Annotated in this window: 14 protein-coding genes and 1 pseudogene; 3 read left to right on the top strand and 12 right to left on the bottom strand. The window is 75.5% G+C overall.

From position 1 onward, the window contains the following. Position 1 precedes the first annotated feature (1 nt). Positions 2-1408, top strand: a complete 1407-nt coding sequence (eccB, locus tag ACQP0N_RS20285; RefSeq protein WP_433113013.1) for a type VII secretion protein EccB — start codon at positions 2-4, stop codon at positions 1406-1408. On the opposite strand, the gene ACQP0N_RS20290 is transcribed toward eccB, so the two are convergent. The 9 genes and pseudogenes from ACQP0N_RS20290 to ACQP0N_RS20330 all read right to left on the bottom strand — a co-directional run bounded on the left by ACQP0N_RS20290 (position 1297) and on the right by ACQP0N_RS20330 (position 7631). Further along, on the bottom strand, positions 1297-2691 hold the full coding sequence (locus ACQP0N_RS20290) for a hypothetical protein (RefSeq protein WP_433113016.1): 1395 nt from the start codon (positions 2689-2691) through the stop codon (positions 1297-1299). The two genes, eccB and ACQP0N_RS20290, sit on opposite strands and share 112 nt — an antisense overlap. A gap of 133 nt (positions 2692-2824) precedes the next feature. After that, positions 2825-3244 carry a hypothetical protein gene (locus tag ACQP0N_RS20295; protein ID WP_433121909.1) on the bottom strand — a complete coding sequence of 140 codons (420 nt, stop codon included), beginning with the start codon at positions 3242-3244 and terminating at the stop codon, positions 2825-2827. Positions 3245-3537: 293 nt separating this feature from the next. After that, positions 3538-3615 (bottom strand): annotated as a pseudogene (locus ACQP0N_RS20300) (hypothetical protein); the annotation flags it as partial. A 101-nt stretch (positions 3616-3716) separates the two neighbouring features. Further along, entirely contained in the window at positions 3717-5279 is a 1563-nt protein-coding gene (locus ACQP0N_RS20305) for a S8 family serine peptidase (protein WP_433113019.1), read from the bottom strand. 46 nt (positions 5280-5325) lie between these two features. Then, positions 5326-5883: a sigma-70 family RNA polymerase sigma factor gene (locus ACQP0N_RS20310; RefSeq protein ID WP_433113022.1), complete on the bottom strand. Its 558-nt coding sequence runs from the start codon at positions 5881-5883 to the stop codon at positions 5326-5328. A 123-nt stretch (positions 5884-6006) separates the two neighbouring features. Further along, positions 6007-6315 carry a hypothetical protein gene (locus ACQP0N_RS20315; RefSeq protein WP_433113025.1) on the bottom strand — a complete coding sequence of 103 codons (309 nt, stop codon included), beginning with the start codon at positions 6313-6315 and terminating at the stop codon, positions 6007-6009. Continuing rightward, the gene (locus tag ACQP0N_RS20320; RefSeq protein ID WP_433113028.1) at positions 6312-7064 is read right to left on the bottom strand and encodes a hypothetical protein; all 753 of its coding nucleotides are present in this window, start codon (positions 7062-7064) and stop codon (positions 6312-6314) included. Before ACQP0N_RS20320 ends, ACQP0N_RS20315 begins: the two co-directional genes overlap by 4 nt. Next, positions 7057-7347, bottom strand: coding sequence for a hypothetical protein (locus tag ACQP0N_RS20325; protein WP_355047989.1), 291 nt, complete (start codon positions 7345-7347; stop codon positions 7057-7059). Before ACQP0N_RS20325 ends, ACQP0N_RS20320 begins: the two co-directional genes overlap by 8 nt. After that, complete coding sequence (locus ACQP0N_RS20330) at positions 7344-7631, bottom strand: hypothetical protein (RefSeq protein ID WP_433113031.1); 288 nt, start codon at positions 7629-7631, stop codon at positions 7344-7346. Before ACQP0N_RS20330 ends, ACQP0N_RS20325 begins: the two co-directional genes overlap by 4 nt. 26 nt (positions 7632-7657) lie before the next feature. Between ACQP0N_RS20330 and ACQP0N_RS20335 the strand changes: the two genes are divergently transcribed. Both ACQP0N_RS20335 and ACQP0N_RS20340 read left to right on the top strand, forming a co-directional pair. Continuing rightward, entirely contained in the window at positions 7658-10057 is a 2400-nt protein-coding gene (locus tag ACQP0N_RS20335; protein ID WP_433113034.1) for a hypothetical protein, read from the top strand. Then, positions 10054-12456: a hypothetical protein gene (locus ACQP0N_RS20340; protein WP_433113037.1), complete on the top strand. Its 2403-nt coding sequence runs from the start codon at positions 10054-10056 to the stop codon at positions 12454-12456. Before ACQP0N_RS20335 ends, ACQP0N_RS20340 begins: the two co-directional genes overlap by 4 nt. On the opposite strand, the gene ACQP0N_RS20345 is transcribed toward ACQP0N_RS20340, so the two are convergent. The 3 genes from ACQP0N_RS20345 to ACQP0N_RS20355 are packed head-to-tail and all read right to left on the bottom strand — an operon-like array spanning position 12434 to position 16796. Then, a complete protein-coding gene (locus ACQP0N_RS20345; RefSeq protein WP_433113039.1) occupies positions 12434-12904 on the bottom strand; it encodes a hypothetical protein in 471 nt (156 codons plus the stop codon). The genes ACQP0N_RS20340 and ACQP0N_RS20345 overlap by 23 nt on opposite strands. Next, on the bottom strand, positions 12892-14397 hold the full coding sequence (locus ACQP0N_RS20350; protein WP_433113042.1) for an AAA family ATPase: 1506 nt from the start codon (positions 14395-14397) through the stop codon (positions 12892-12894). Before ACQP0N_RS20350 ends, ACQP0N_RS20345 begins: the two co-directional genes overlap by 13 nt. After that, entirely contained in the window at positions 14394-16796 is a 2403-nt protein-coding gene (locus ACQP0N_RS20355; protein WP_433113045.1) for a right-handed parallel beta-helix repeat-containing protein, read from the bottom strand. The genes ACQP0N_RS20350 and ACQP0N_RS20355 overlap by 4 nt, the downstream gene beginning before the upstream one ends. Positions 16797-16815 lie beyond the last annotated feature (19 nt).

The raw sequence follows: 16815 nt of genomic DNA on the forward strand, positions 1-16815 counted from the left end.
CGTGCGCTCGCGCAGGGACCAGGTCCAGGCCTACCTCTTCGAGGCCGGCCGGTTGATCGGCGCGCTCATGAAGGGCCGCCCGGAGGGCGACGACCCACCACACCGACGGTTCACCATCGGAGTGGCCGTGGGGCTGCTGCTCAGCGTCCTCATCGCCGCTGGCTTCGGCATCTACGGACTGCTGCGCCCCGGCGGCAGCGACAGGTGGCGACAGCCCGGTTCGATCATCCTGGTCAAGGAGACCGGAGCGCGGTACCTGCTGCTCGGCGGTGAGCTCCGGCCGGTGCTCAACTACACGTCCGCGGCGCTGATCATGCAGAGCACCGCCCCGGTGCGATCGGTCTCCCGCAACTCGCTGACCGGGGTGCCCGTCGGCGCGCCGGTGGGGATCCCGGACGCGCCGGACGCCGTACCGACCGGCAAGCAGCTCTACCGGGGCGCGTGGACCGTCTGCGCCCGACGCCCGCTGGACCGCACCAGGACCGAACGCACCACCCTGGTGCTCGACGACGTCGAGGGCCGCGATCCGGGCGCGCTGCTGGTGTCCACGCCGGACAACGCGCTGCACCTGGTGTGGCAGGGTCGCCGCTACCGCCTCGCCGGCGACCAGGCGCGGTTCGCGCTGGGGTACGGCGGCGTCCCTCCGGTCCGGGTGACCGCCGCCTGGCTCAACCCACTCGACTCCGGGCGGGACCTGGTCGTGCCGGCGATCGCCGGGCGGGGCCGGCCGGGGCCGTCCGTCGCCGGCGGACCCTCGGTGGTCGGGCAGATCTTCGAGGTGGCGAATCCGGCGCTCGCCACCCGTGAGCTCTATATCGCACGCGCGGACGGGCTCGCGCCGATCAGCCGTACGGTCGGCGCGTTGCTGCTGGGCGACCCCGCCACCCGCCGCTCGTACCCCGGCTCGACACCACGACCGATCGCGATCGACGCGGACGCGCTGCACGGGACGCCCGTGCTCGACGGCGGTGAGTACCTCACCGGGTTCCCCGCCGAACCGCCGTCCACGGTCAACGACCTGCGAGGGGCGGTCGCGTGCGTACGGCACACGATCACCAGCGGCAGCGTACGGTCCGAGGCGCTCGCCGTCCCCGACGCGGCACTGGAGCGGGCCGTCAGCGCGTCCACCGAGGCGGACGCGGCCGGGCTGGCCGACGAGGTGGTGATGCGGACCGGCAGCGGGATGCTGCTGCGCGATCGACCGGCCCCCGCGGCGGTGCCCACGGGCGTCTACCTGGTGTCGGAGTTCGGGGTGAAGTTCCCGCTGCCCGACGACCAGGCCGTGGCGTCGCTCGGCTACTCCGGCGTGTCCCCCGTGGACGTGCCACGTGAGTTCCTCGCGCTGCTGCCGACCGGGCCGGTGCTCGGCCGCGACGCCGCGCTCGTCGGCCGCACCTGGGGTCGGTGAGCGCGCTCGGGCACACCGCCGCCCCCGAGCAACTCGTCGACCTCGACCGGCGCGAACGTCGTCCGCGCCCACTGCTGCGGGGTGAGCCGGGCGACGAGACCCGACAGCAGCGTCCGGACGCCGGGCGGCGGCGGTTGACCCGGAAGACCGACCAGGATGGTGAGCCGCGTGCCGTCGGTCGGACGCTGGCGCACGTCGTCGTGGTCCTTCCCGACGGACGGCGGGCGCACCCACAGGCCCCACGCCGTCGGCTCCACGACCCACCCGTCGCCGAGCCGGAAGGCGTCGCCGTCGGGGACCAGCCCGGCGACCACCGGTCCCGGGTCGATCGGCACCGGCGGCTGGCCGGGCGCACACCGCAGCCGCGACGTCGGCGGAATCCACCAACCCTGGCCGTCGGGGTCCACCGCCGCCGACACCAGGGCCCGGTCGTCCACGCTGGGCAGGCCGGTCGCGACCTCCACCGGGCGGCCCCACCGCCCGGCGAGCTCGCTCGCGAGATCCACGACCAGCGACAGCGGTACGCCGTACGGCGTCAACAGCAGCGAGGGATCGAGCGCGTCGAGGACGGTGCGGACCGCGCGCGGATCCGGCGGCGCGAGCCCGGGCCGGCCGACCACCACGACGGGGCGGCCGTCGTCCACCGGGATCGCGTACACCGGGTCGTCGTACGAGGCCGACGCCGACCGGGTGGTCTGCCGGTGCAGCCAGAGACCGGCCGGAATGGAACGTGCGCGCAGTGGACCCGAGGTGTGCCGGGCGACCGTGTCGACCTCGCGTTCCCAGTCCGGGCGCGGATGGCGCAGGACGGTGGGATCCGGTGGCCCGGGCTCACCGAACCGCCGCCAGCCATCCGGCGCGTACAGCGTCCCGCCGGGCACCAGCAGGACCGGGCCGTCCGGGGCGTACACATCGGTCGGTAACAGCCGGGAGAGGGCGGCGGCGGGCGAGACGTCGGACTCCGGCGTGGCGCCCGGCCCGAGGGCGGTGCCGGCGCCGGAGAGACCCAGCCGCACGGCCATGCCCGGCCGGACCAGCGCCGGGAGCGCCTCCGTGACGGCCTGCCAATCCTGGTGCCCGGCCACCTCGCCCACGACGGTCACCACACCGGGCTCCGCCGGAAGCTGGGCGGCGGCCACGGCGATGACGCCATCCGGATCCGGTCCGACGACGGCGAGGCCGTCGGCCAGCCAGCGTAGGGAGCCGGAGAGACGTCGACGCGGGCCGGTGGAGGAGGCTGCGGACGGTGGCATCAGGGGCGGGCCGCCGACCGGCTCGGCCATCGGGGCTGGTCGGGCATCATGCCGGCGGCGACGGTGGACGGGCGTGGCGCGCGCCGCCGGGGGTGGGCATTAGGCGATGGTAGGCGCTGGTTGTTTCCGGTGGGCAACTATCAACTGAGAGTTTGTTGAACCGCTATCCGGGCGGGGACGGCGCGTCGGTGTCCCGACGTACCACGGCCGCCACGACCAGCGCTCCGTCGGGGGCCGTCACGCTGAACCGGTCCACCCGGTCCATCGGGACCGGGCACGCCGTGGTGAGGTCCTGGGCCTGTTCCGTACCGGTCACCCCGGCCATGTCGTAGCTGTTGCCGTCCACGTCCGTGACGTAGAAGCGGTAGCTGCGGTTCGGCTCCAGACCGGACACGGTGGCCCGTACGGCGCTGTCGCCGCCGCCCGCCGACACCGTCACCGACAGGACGGCGCCGCTGGCACTGCCTCCCGAGTCGGCCACCAGCGCCGTCGGCGCGGGCGACGGCGGCCCGAACAGCGCGGCCTGACCGAGCACCCCGCCGACCGCGAGGAGGACCACCAGGACCAGCCCACCCGCGACCATGACGGGCCCGCGACGCAGCGGGCGACGCGGGCGCGAACCCGGCCGGGTCGTCCCGGGCGCCCGGGGGCGGGCCGCCGGTCCGCGTCGACCCGCGCCGGCGGCCCGGACGTCGTGGCCGTGCGCGCCGCCACGGGGGCGGTCGCCACACCGGCCGGTACGCCGAACTCGGCGATCAGCTCCTGCCGATCCGCGTCGCCGAGGAGCGTCAGGGCCAGCACGGCGTCGCCGAGGATCCGGCTCTCGTCCAGGCACTCGGGACAGCGGGCAAGGTGCTCCTCGACCGTCCACCGCTCGCTGCCCGAAATCTGGCCGACGACGTAGAGCGCGACCTTGCCGCGCACCTCCGGTTCGTCACATCCGTTGTCGCCCACTGGGCATCAAGTCCTCATGATCCTGGTCGCCCGCTCCGCACGTTCCGCTGCACCACCTGGAGAACGAATGTCGCCAGGTGGAGGTTCAGTCGTGGGGCGACTCATCGTCCGCCGCCCGACGTCGACGGCTCCGCGTCCGCGTTCCGTACCGGTTCGTCGCCGGCCGGCGGATCGTCGCGCTCGCCGCCGGCGGTACGACGTGTCGAGCGGCGCAGTCGGACGACCAGCAGGGCGCCGGCCACCAGCGCGGCCAGCAGGACCAGCAGGATGGCGACCTGCGTGATCGTGCTGGCGCCTCCGACCCCGCCGGCCGTGCCGGTCGACTCCGGTGGCAACGACTCGGTCTCGTCCGGCAGGTCCTCGACGACCGCGGCCTCGGGGTCGATCATGCCGTGGCCGTACGGACTCCCGGCCGGGGATCCGCCCATCTCGTCCGCGGTCACCACGATCCGGCGGGCGACCTGGACGGCCGACAGGCGCGGGTGGGCGGCCCGGACCAGCGCCGCCTCGCCGGCGACCAGTGCCACGGCGTACCGCGTACCGCTACCGACGAACCCCTTGGTGCCGGTGATGCCGAGGCTGGAGATGTTGACGCCCGGGGCCACGACGTCGACGGTGTCGGTCGCGTACTCCTCGGCCGCCTTGCCGTCGGCGCTGACCCCACCGACCGAGAGCAGGTACTCCGGCAGCAGCGCCGCCGCGCCGGCGTTCTCGGCGCCGGCCGGAGCGCCCGCGACGACCACGATGTCACGTGAGAGCGCCTGGTCGATCGCCTGTCGTACCTTCTCGTCGGTGACCGTGACGTGGTCGCCGAGGGCGATCACGGTGGCACCGGCGGAGGCGGCGACCTCGATCGCCGCGGCCTGGTCGGCCGGTCCCACCGGTCTGCCGTCGGTGGCGATCCGGACCGGCAGCACGACCGCCTCCGGCGCGACGCCGGCGAAACCGCCACCGGCCGGCGCGGCCGCGGCGATCAGACCCGCCATCGCGGTGCCGGTGCCCAGGCAGTCGGCATCACCGCGCCCGCGACCGGTGACCAGGTCGGCTCCCTGCGCGACCCGACCGGCCAACTGCGGCAGGCGGCCGTCCACTCCGGAGTCCACGACCGCGACCAGCTGTCCGGCACCCCTCGTGCGGGGCCAGACCCGGCTCGCCGCCAACCGGGTCAGGGCCCAGTTGGACGGGTCGCTGGCGACAGCCGCGGCCACGCACTTGCCGCCCGGACGCGACGTCGGCGCCGGCCCGGCCGCGCCGGGACCCACCGGTGGGCTCTCCGGACCGCCGGGGACGGACGACGACGTGGGAGCGGGAGACGCGGCCGGCGGCCGGGTCGGCAGGACGCCGTACTGGACACCGGGCCCGACGGCGTCCCAGGGCAGCACGATGTACCACCCGGCGGTGAGCCGGTCCGGGTCGGTCAGCGCGGCGCCGTCCGGCTGCTGGCGGCCACTGTTGATGTTGAACAACTCCTGCGCCCGCCCGCCGTCGCCCAGGTAACGCTCGGCGATGTCGGTCAGGGTGGGCGCCTTGGTCGCGCCGCCCGCCGTGACCGTGGCGTAGAGGACGTACTCGTCGGCCGCCGCCGCCGAGCCCGGCGTCAGCACGACGAGCAGCGCGGCCACCAGTCCGGCCGCCGCCCAGCGCCGGATCGATCGGACCGTCACCGGAACACGCCCCGGAGGTCGTTCCACAAGGGCGGCCGAACAGGCCCTAAAGCGTGAAGTCACGTTTCACCAGTTCCTCGTGCAGCGCCCGCAGCGCGTAGAAGGTCCGGGACTTGACCGTTCCCTCGGGAACGGACAGGTTACGGGCCGCCTCGGCGACCGAACTCTCCCGGAAGTAGATCTCGACGAGCGTTCCGCGCAGCCGCTCCGGCAGCGACGCCACCGCCTCCCGCACGGTCCGCGCGTTCAACAGCCGATCGAAGTCGTCGTCGGCCACCTGACGTTCCGCCACGCGCTCGTCGAGGACCTCGGTCGACCGGCCCTGCACCGACCGCATGTGGTCGATGGCGATGCGCCGGGCGACGGTCAGCAGCCAGCCTCGGCTCCACTGCCCGTCGGCCGTACGCGCCTGCGGATGGTTCCAGGCGCGGACCAGTGTCTCCTGGAGGATGTCCTCGGCCAGGGCACGGTTGCCCATGGTCATGCGCGACAGGTAGTTGAGCAGGATCGGACCATGGGTCCGATACGCAACCCGTAACGCCTCGTCATCCGCCGGAGGCTGTGACAACTCACCGGACGCCGCCTGCGCGGTGGCCTGATCCACGGAAACCATAACGATGCCACCGAATGCCGGGTTCACGGACGAGGGGACCCTACCGACACCTGTGGTGTCCATTGGGGATCGGGACCTGTGCAAACAGCGTTCAAACCCGCGTTGTGTCGTACGTCACACCGCCTTCTCCGGGTCCTCCACGACGTTCGCCGCCGCGACGACCGAACCCCCCACCTCCCACACGCTGAGGTACGCGAGGTCGTCGACCGGCACCGTCGCCGCGCCCGACCAGTCGGTGGACCCGCCGTCCCCGGGCAGCTCGCCGAGCAGCTCCAGGTCACCGTGCACCGTGCCGACGTACACCTGGTAGGTGGTGCCCGGGGCGAGCCCGACGACGGTCAGCTCCACGCGCACGCTGTCACCACCGCCGCGCAGCACGGCACGTAGGTCGACCTGCGCCGCGTCGCCGGAGGCGGCGGTCACCACGACCGGGGCCCGCCCGTCGGCCGACGGCCAGGGGCGAGGACCGCGCCGGCGGTGAGGGTCACGGTGAGCAGGACCAACGAGACGGGGAAACGGACCGACCTGCGGCGCGGCCGCCGGTGCGAGTGCGGGCCCCGGGAGAGGGGGCCGGTGGCGGGGCGAGGTGGCAGGTAACCGTCGGGACGGGACGCGAGGGCGGCGACGGGCGCGTACGGCAGGGCCGGTCGGTACGACAGGGCCGGTCGGTACGGCACGGCCGCGCGGTACGGCGGCGCGGGAACGCGGGACACCGGGCTGGCGGCCTCGACGGGTCGCGGCACCAGGCGCTCGGAGGCCCCCGGCGGGGACACCGGACGCCGCTGTGGCTCGAACCACGGTGGCGTCGCCACCACGGGCGCGGGACGGCCGGCCGGTTCGAGAGCCGGCCTCGACGGACCGCCGGGCGGGAGCGCCGTCCGCTCCGGGGCGCTGGGGGGCGGTGTGCCGGGGGCGCCGAAGAGTTGGGCCGGAGGGCGGGGTCGCGCCACGGCGGGGGACGCGAACGAGTCGTACGAAGAGACACCGGGAGCGGAACGCAGCACCTCGAGCAGCCCGACGACCCGGGCGATGTCGTCGCGCTCGGACCGGCACGACGAACATTCGGTCAGGTGGCGCGCCACCTCCGAGCGTTCCGCGTCGTCGACCCGACCGATGGTGAGAAGACCGACCTGCGCGCGCATGATGGCGTCCTCGCAGTACATCTCACTCACCCCGTCCCGCCACGTGGCCGGTGTCCCAGCCGGCGTCGCCGCCGACCGACCAGCCCGCGTCCAGCGCGCCGCCGATGAGGCTGAGAATGCCGGTACGCCCCAGCAGCCCGTCCACGGCTATCGCGCACTCGTGCGCCGGCGGCAACGCGACCAGGCCGGAAACCGGGGCGGCCGCGGTGGCGGGCTCCACGAGCTGCCGCAGCAGGGCCAACCGGTTGACGAGATCCGCCGCCAGCTCACCGATGGCGGAGCCCGGGTCGACCTCGTACGGTGTGCCGGTCATCGGTTCTCACCCGCGACCATCTCGAGGTCGCGACGCGCGGGCGCGGCGGGCGGCCTCAGCTCGGCGACGATGTCGTTCAGCGCGTCGTCGAGCATCCGAGCGTAGATGTCGAATCCGACGAGCAGTGCCTGGAACCGTAGGGGGGACATGCGCAGCCGCTCGGGGTCGAGCCGACCAAGATGGACACGCAGCCGATCGACCTGTTCACCGATTTCCAGGACGGCGGCACGGCATCGGTCAGCGACATTGCCCTCGCCGGACGAATACGGTGTAATTCCGCTCATAATGCCTCCACACTCAGGAGTTCACCATGGAAACGAAGGGCGGGGCTCCGCTGTTCACGATCCGCGCCACGGATCGCGGCAAAGTGCCCGCGGTCCTGGCCGCCGTGGTGATCGGGCTGCTCCTGACGTGGGGGCCGACCCGGGACGCGCAGGCCGCGCCGGCTCCCTCGGCCACGGCCACGGCCGACAAGTTCTATGTGGTCGGCGATCCGGTCGACGGCCGGCGTGAGTTCCTCTTCGCGATCGCCGCACAGACCCTCGGGGACGGCAAGCGCTACCGCGAGATCTTCGAGCTCAACCGCGGACGAGCGCAGCCGGACGGCCGCGTCATGGACGACCCGACGGTCCTCGAACCCGGCTGGATCCTGCTGCTGCCGGCCGACGCGCGCGGCCCCGGTGTGCGAACCGGACCACTGCCGTCCGTCGCGCCGGCGTCCACCCCGCCGTCGCCCGGGGCCCCGGACTCATCCGCCGACGCCGGGCCGCGCACCGACGAGGGCGGCACGTCCCCCACCCTGCTGGTCACCCTGACCGCTCTACTCCTGGCCGCGCTGGCCGTACCCCTGCTGGTCCTGCGCTCCCGCCGTGCCCCGACGCCGACCGGCCCGTCCCGCCGGGCCATTAGCGGACGCCGCGACCGCACCACGCGGACGCCTGCCGACACGACCACCGCCGTCGGCGTCGTCGCCGTGCCCATCCCCTCCATCGTGGACGCGCCGCCGGTAACCACCCGCCCCTCCGCCGCGCCAGTGGCGTCCACACCGCCGCCGCCCGAGGATGCCCGGCCGCCCGCCGCCACCCGGCTCGCGCCCGCCGCCACCCGGCTCGCGCCCGCCGACAACCCCGACGCGCCACTCGTCCCGAGGCTGTCCGACCCGACCCCTGGCGTGCCCTCGGGCACCATTGCGACCTCCGCCACGCCGGCGGCCTCCACGGCCGAACCCCACCGGCCGCCGCTGTCCGCCGCACCACCGGCACCGGCACCGGCAGCTCCTGCCCCGGCCCCGGCCCCGGCCCCAGCTCCAGCTCCGGCTCCGGCTCCGGCTCCACAGAGCATCGCCCGGCACTCCCCCGCATCCGATCCGGCCGGGCCTTCGCCGGTATTGCCACCCCGCACCTCGGCACCGACCGCCGGGCCATCGACCGCCCCGCCGCGAACCGTCGACCCGTCGACGACGGAGTCGACCTCGACCGGGCCGCGTACCACCGGGCCGCGTGCCACCGGTCCACGCGACGTCGAGCCATCGACGGTAAAACCGGAGGCCGCCGGATCAGGTGAGGCCGAGCCGAAGCCCAGCGCGCCGCCGCCCGCCGACTCGGCGCCCACCACGCCGCCACCCGCCGACTCGGCACCCACCGCGCCGAAGCCCGCCGCGCCGCCGCCCGCCGAGTCGGGGCCCACCGCGCCGGAGCCCATCGCGCCCCTGCCCGCCGAGCCGATGCCCACCGCGCCGCTGCCCGCCGAGTCGGAGCAGGCCGAGCCGCAGCCGGTCGTGCCGCCGGGCCCGAAGCCCGTGGCGTCACCGGCCGCCGCGACCCGGGTCGTCGCGCCGCGACCGCTCAGCCCGGCCCCGACCGCCGCGCCGCAGCCGGTCACACCACTGACGCCCGCCACGCCACCGACCCGCGTGTCGCCCCCGATCGCCGCGGCCCGCCCGACGCCCGTACCCGGGCCCCGGCAGCCGCCGGACGACGCCCCGCTCGTTGCGGCCGAGCCGTCCACAACGCCTGACGGACTCCCGTCGGTCGCCGACGAGGCGGCCACGGATCCGGCGACGCAGACGCCCGCGCCGGTGGTCGACGGACTGCGCCGTGCCATCGTGCTGCCGGCCGGTGACCTGCAACGTGTGGCGGGCATCGGATCGCTCGCGGCGACCATGCCCGGCTGGTTCCCACCCCTGGTCGCAGACCTGACCACCGGCACGGCCACCACGACCGTCCGGCTGGTCGGCGCACGGCCGGCACGCTGGGGCTCGGCCTACGGATGGCTCGAGGACGGCTGGAGCCCGCCGCCGTCGAGCATCCCCGTCGTGCTCGGCGCGCGCGACGGACGTCGCCTCTGGGTCGACCTGGCGGCCGCCCCGGACGTCCTCACCCTCGGCGGCGACCCGGACGCGAGCCGGGGGCTGGGCGTGCGACTGCTCACCCAGCTCGCGCCGGCCGTCGACGTCGTGGTGATCGGTGACGCGCTCGGCGCGGAGCCACTGCCGGAGCGGACCCGCCGGCTCGCGTCCCTGGCGGAGCTGGCGCGGCTGGACCCGGCACCGCTGCGGGTGGTGTTCTGCCCGGCGACGTCCGTGGGAACTCTGTGGCGGGAGCGCCGCTCGCTGACGCCGGTCGGGCACCGTACCGTGCCGGTGGTGATCGGTGCGGCCCCGGCGGCCCGATGGTCCGTGCGCGCGATGGCTGAAGGGCTCACGACATGATGCGACAGGCCGCGGAACCGGTGGTCGACGTGGTGACGCGGGGCCCGGACGATCGCCCCTCGCCCGTTCCCGGCCTCGCCGACCTGGCGCTGGTCCGCTGCGACGAGGGCGGGCTGGCCGCGCCGGAGGATCCGGTGACCGCGCTGTCCGTCGACGCCCTGGCCGATCTCGCCCGCGAGGCCGGCGCCGGGGAGCGGGACCTACGGGTGCTGATGGACGACGGCGCGCGGCAGGCGGCGGTGTTCGCCCGGCTGGCGGACGCCCTGGGCAGTGATGTGCTGGTGACCCCGACCGGGGCGACGGTCCAGCCGGTGGCCGCGGCCGGAGGCCGGACCGAGGCGGTACCGGTGAACCGGGCCAGCGGCGAGGTGGTCGACTGGGTGCTGGTGCAGCCGGCGTCGCTGCGTACGTCGCTGCCGGGCTGGTACGACCTGGCGGGCGGTCTCGTCCTGCAACGTGGCGGGCTCGTCACCCTGCCCCTGCCGAACGGCCTCGAATTCGCCGACCGGGAGAGCTACGTCGTACGACGGGCGGCGGCGGCCCGCCTGGGAGCGGCGCACCCGGATCTGGCGACGGTGGCCCTCGCCACCCGGGGCGGCGGGTTCGTGCTGTCCACCTATCGGGGACGCAGCGCGGTGCACGGTGCCGACGAGGTCGCCGCCGCGCTGTCGTCGATCCCGCTGCACGGTGGTGACCTGCGGCTGTGGCTGCGCTGGCCGGTGGACGAGGCGGAGCAGCGGCTGCTCGACGCCCAGGTGCACGCGCTGGCCGAGGCGACCGGCGCGACGGTGTGGACCCCTCCGGTGGGCGCGGAGGCGGTGCTGCTCAAGGGCTGCCGGGACCTGGCCGCGCGCGACCGGTCCGGGCAGCCGGTGCCGTGGCGGGCGGCCCGTCCCCCGTACGCCACGGGTGAGCCGGTGTTCGACACCGACCTGGACGGGCGGCTCACCCCGGCGGACGGCGTCACGACGGCCTCGGCCGGCGCGGTGGCGCTGATGAGCACGTCGCGGCAGCGCGAGGCGGCGACGCGCGACCGGTACCGGGGGTTGGGCACCGAGCCGGGTCTGACGTTCGTCGACCTGACGATCCTGGAGGACGGCCGGCTGGGGCTGCGGCACGGGGACGGCGGTGTCCTGGCCACCGGCACCGCCCAGTTGCGACGGTTGTTGGAGATGGCCGGCTGGGACGGCGGCGACCTGCTGGTGCTCACCCCGGTGCCGCCGGAGCGGGCGGACGGTCTGCACGAGCACCTGCGGGTGCTGGAGGAGGAGTTGGGCGTCGAGGTGTGGTCGCTCGCGCCGGGCGCCGTGGTGTCCGTACAGGAGGGACTGCCGCGGGCCGTCGACGAGCGGCGGCTTCCCGCGCGCTGGCAGCGCGCGGCCTCCGCCGGCCCGGACCCGGACGACAGCCGGTGGCGCAACGACGACGGCTGGTTGGTCTCCCTGCGGCGGCAGGTCCCGGAGCTGGCGCCCGCTGGCGGCGGCACGGTGGCGCCGGCCGCGACGGCCCCGGCGACGGCCGGTCCGCTGCCGCCGCCGAGTCCCCGGCCGTCGCTGACGGTGTCCGCCCGGGGCCGGCGGCCGCACGGCGTCCGCTGGCTGCCGGAGCGGCCCGAGGTCAACGCGACGCCGGTACGACTGTGGCTGTCGTCGCCGTGGCCGGCACAGCGCGTCGCGGTCGAGGGGGTGCCGTCGGCGAACCTCCATCTGGTCGGTCACCTTGCCGGCGACGGGCTGGCCCGGTCCGGTCCACACCAGCATCTGCTGGCGCTCCGGGTCGAGGCGGGTGGGGCGGTGCACCTGGGCGGGCCCGGTGTCGACCTGCCCGCCGACCTGCGCCACCAGGCGACCGACGGGACGTTCCTGCTGCCGGCGGGCTGGTTGGACCTGGCCCGTCTCGAACAGGGCTACCGGGTGGACGAGGCCGGGCAGCCGCGCGATCCGGTCGAGCTGCCCGCCAACCCGCTGACGCTGCGCTGCGCCGGTGCCCGGCACGGCGCGGACGGCCTGCCCAACGAGGTCGTCTTCGCGCCGCGCGGCGGACGGATGTGGGCGGTGGTGCCGGACCGACCGGACCCCTCGGGTACGGACGACGACCTCCTGGTGCTGCTGGCGCGGCGTCCCGAAGTCCGCGCCGGGCACCGGCTGGTCCGGTTGCGGGTCGCGCCGAACCGGGCGGTGGACGTACTGGCCAGCGCCGCCCTGTTGGCCGGCCTGACCTCGGTGCGGTCCCGGCTGCCGGAGCTGGTGGCGGACGGGGTGACGATGCTGCTGCCCAGCCGGTACTACGAGCGGACGACGGTGGACCAGGTGCTGCACGCGGAGAACGACCGCTGGCGGCCCCGGGCCAAGGGCATCGAGCTGCCGCTGTCCAGCCTCATCGCCCCGGAACGGCGCTGACGATGTCGACCTGCCCCGGAAACGTTCCGGCCAGCACGGCGGTGGCCAGCTCGACGCGGGAGCGATAGCCCGTCCGGGCGAACAGGCGGCTCAGCCGGCCCTCGACGCTCTTCTCGCTGCTCTGCGTCGCCGCGGCCAGCTCCCGGTTGGACAGTCCCTCGGCGACCAGGACGGCGAGCAGGAGATCACCCTCGGCGACGGTCTCGGCGCGGCCGGCGACCGGGGCGCCCCGGTGCCGGGCGAACTGCCGCAGGCGGGACCGGTGCAGCAGCGCCCCGAGCGCGCCGAGGATGTCGTACGCCTCGGCGAGCAGGCCCGGGTCCGCGCCCGCCCAGCGCACCGCGCGTTCCAGGGTGCGGGCCACCTCGTACGGTCGTTCCTGACGTCGCGTCCACTCCACGGCCTCGGCGGCCGCGCCGGCGTCCCCGTCGACGATCAGACGGACCACGGCCGCCGGGTACGCGGGCAGCGTCGCCGCTCGCGCCGCCCGGGCGGTGGCGGGGTCGCCGTGTTCGGTCGCCAGTTCGGCGGCGAGCACCCACAGTTCGCCGCCGGTCGACGGCTCCAGCGCGTCCCGTACCACCCCGGCGGCCGCCGCCGCATCACCGAGGGCCCGGTGCAGGTCGGCGCGGACCGGTGCCAGCAGGTGCGGCGGCTGGTCGGCGGCGGCGTCCAGCAGGGCTCGGGCCCGGGCCGGCCGGCCCTGGGCGAGCAGCACCTCGGCGGCCACGCGGGCGACCGGCACGTCCGTTCCGGGCTGTCCGGCCGCCTCGGCGAGCAGCGCCCCGTCGAGGGCGGCGGTCCAGCGACCCGCCCGGAAGTCCAGGAGGCACCGGTCGGCCAGCGAGAGCCGGGCGGGCCGATGACCGGCGCGTACGCGGGCGAGGGCCGCGACGGGCCGCCCGGGGTCGACCCACGTGCCGGCCTCGACGAGACGGTCGGGCAGGTCGTGTGGATCGGGTACGGCGAAGCTGTCGCCCCCGAGCGCCTCGGCCGCGACCTGGGCGGTGCGGTGTCGCTCGTAGGGACCGAGGTCGGCGGCGAGGGCGAGCGCCAGGGCCGGCGGGGTGACCGTCCAACCGCCCGGCCGGGCCCGGGTGACTCCTCGGTACGCGCGACGGCGAGTTGCCGGTCCACCTCGTCCGGGGTCAGTCCGAGGGCCTGTCCGATGAGGGCGGGCGCGGCCGAGCCGAACGGTTGCAGCACGGCGAGGGCACGCGCCACCGCGCGCGCCGACCGGTCGAGCCGACGTACCGGCCGCAGCAGTTGGTGTCCGGTCGGGATGACCGGGACCGCGCCGGGATCGCGGAGGCCCGCGCGACCGTCGGCCACGACGAGTTGCCCGGTGTCGCGGTAGCCGGCGATGACCGCGTCGATCGCGGCGGGCACGCCGGCGCCGTAGCGGCGCAGCGCGGCGGCCAGGTCCTCGTGCGGGGTGGCGCGCAGCAGCCGGGCGGCGAACGCCTCGGCCTCGGCCGCGCGTCGTGGGCGCAGCGCCACGACGCGGGCGCGCAGGCCGGGCCGGGGGCGCGGGACGGCCGGCCCACCGCCGGTACGGAGGGCCGCCACGCACCGCACCGCCGAGCCCGCCGGGTCGTCCAGCACGTCGCCGATCGCCTCCGCCGACTCCGGGTCGGCCCACTGGGCGTCGTCGAGGACGAGGAGCAGGCCGGGTCGTCGGCGCAGGGTGCCGGTGAGGGCGGCCGCCGGTGGCTCGGCCACCCGGCCGGATCCACGGGCCGGGCTGAGCGCGGCAAGGATGCGTCCGGCCAGGTACCACGGCTCGTGGCGGTCCTCCGGCGCCAGGCGCAGCGCCAGCACCCGCGCGCCGTCCCGGGCGGCGGCGTCGGCGGTGGCCCGCAGCGCATGGGTACGGCCGACGCCGGGCGGCCCGGTGACCAGGGTGAGCGCCGGCCCGCCGCGCAGGTCCACGGCCGTCACGCGTCACCGGCGAAGTCGGCGGCGGTGAGCAGGCGCATGTCGGCGTCGGTGAGCCGGTCGGAGGTGGCGAGCCGGGACGCCTGCCGGTCGGCCATCCGTTCGAACACCTTGCGGGCGGTGCGGCCGTTGCCGAACGTCCCGGTCCTGGGGATCGCCTCGAAGTGCGTCAGGAGCAGCTCGGCCGCCTCGGCGTCCAGGTGGTAGTCGTGCCGGCGGCACTGCTCCTCGACGATTGTCACCAGCTCGGCGGCGCTGTAGCTGAGGAACTCGATGGTCCGGCTGAACCGCGATTCGAGGCCCGGGTTGGTGTCGAGGAAACGCTGCATCTCGGCGGAGTAGCCGGCGGCGATCACCACGATGTCCTCGCGGTGGTCCTCCATGAGCTTCACCAGCGTGTCGATCGCCTCGCGACCGAAGTCGGGGCCGGTGCCGCCCCGGCCGGTGCTGAGCGTGTACGCCTCGTCGATGAACAGGACCCCGCCGAGGGCACGGTTGAACGCCTCGGTGGTCTTGATCGCGGTACCGCCGATGATCTGGGCGACCAGGTCGGCGCGGGCCACCTCGACGAGGTGACCGGAGCGCAGGACCCGCAGGTCGGCGAGGATCGCGCCGTAGAGCCGGGCGACGGTCGTCTTGCCGGTGCCGGGCGGCCCCGCGAAGACGAGGTGCCGGGCCATGGGCGGGGCGCTGAGCCCGGCCTCCTTGCGGCGTTGCGACATCTTGTTGAGGTTGACCAGCGACGACACCTCGTGCTTGACGCTCTGCAGGCCGACCAGGTCGTGCAGTTCGGCCAGCGGGTCACCGGCGCGGCGGATCTCGGCGCGGTCCGCCGGGGCCGTCGCGGCGTACGCGGTGGCGGTGGCGGCAGCGGTGGTGCCGTACGCGTCCGGCGCGCCGTTGCGGGCGCTGCTGAACCCGTCCACGGTCAGTTCACCCGGCACCAGCTGGCGCAGCCCGGATCCGCGGTTGTCGTGCGCCGCGCAGCCGGTCAGCCGCACCGGCTCGGCGGTGGCGACGGTGACCCCGTTGCCCGCGTTGCCGTGGAACTCCGACTCCGCGACGACGCCGGACGCGTCGGCGGCCACCGCGCACCCGTCGGCCCGGCCGTCGTGCACCCGGCAACGGGTCAGGGACAGCTCGGCCCCGGCGGCGGCCTCCACGCCGGGGCCGCCGGACCCGGCGATGTCCGCGTCGGTGCAGGTGAGTGTCGCCCCGGCGACCCGCAGGCCGACGGCCGTGGCACCGCGCAGGCTGAGCCCGCTGACCGTGGTACGCGCCCCGTCCTCGACGACCAGACCGTGGCCGCCCGGTGAGTCCACGGTGACGTTCTCCAGGGTGCCGCGCGCGGCGCCGGTGACCACGATGGCCGTACCGGGGCAGCCGGACACCTGGAGGCGGCGGAAGAACGGGTCGGCGCCGCCGTCGATGCGTACCGCCGAGTCGCCGCCGCCGTCGACCTCCAGTTCGGCGAACTCGGGTGTGGAGCGTTCGTCGACGCTGACCGCCGTGGCGCCGGCCCCGACGACCGCGCACCGCTCGACGACGCCCGCGGCCTGCCCGACGAAGCGGAGGCCGTGCCGACCGGGGGAACGCACCGCCAACCGCGTCATCCGTGGCGCACACCGGCCGCTGACGAACACGCCGTCGTGCGCGTTGCCGCTGATCACGCTGTCCTCGATGGACACCGCGCCGGTGGTCGCCAGGTACGCGCCGATGCTGTCGCCGCCGGTGACGGTCAGCCGACGGATCACCGCCGCGGCCTGCTGCTCCACGGCGAGGGCCGGTTTACCGGCGGCGATGATCTCGCAGTCCTCCAGGTCGAGGGACGCGCGCCCGTTGAGACACACCCCGTTGCCGCCCGCGCCCTGCACGGTGCTGGCCCGCATCCGCAGCACGCCGCTCTCGCCGACGACCACACCGGAGGTGCCCAGTTGGACGAGACGGCAGTCGTCGAGGACGGTGCCGGTCGCGGCGGTGACCACCACCCCCGCGCCGGTCTGGTTGGTGACGCGGCTGCCGCGCATGGTGAGCGAGGCCCGGCCGAGGACGAAGACGGTCGCCCAGGAGCCGGCGGACAGCTCGCACTCGGTGACGCCGAGCTGACCGGCCTCGAAGGCCACGGCGGGGCTGTCCGCGTCGAGCGCCTCGATGGTCAGCGCGTTGAGTGCCGCCGACTCGGCGGTCAGCACGACGGCCGGGCCGCTGGCAGCGGTGATCTTGACGGTGCCCGGCCCCTCCTCGGCGGTCACCGTGACCACCTTGTCCAGCAGCAGGTTCTCCGGGTAGTGGCCCGGCGCCACCATGATGAGCGCGCCCGGCTCCGCCTTCTGCAACGCCTCGCGGATGCTGCGGCTGGCCGCTGGGGCGGTCCGGGAGACGAGGATCCTCTTGCTTCTCACGCCGGGTGGTACCTCCGCG

The organism is Micromonospora sp. CA-246542, assembly GCF_050942905.1.
Lineage (GTDB): Bacteria > Actinomycetota > Actinomycetes > Mycobacteriales > Micromonosporaceae > Micromonospora.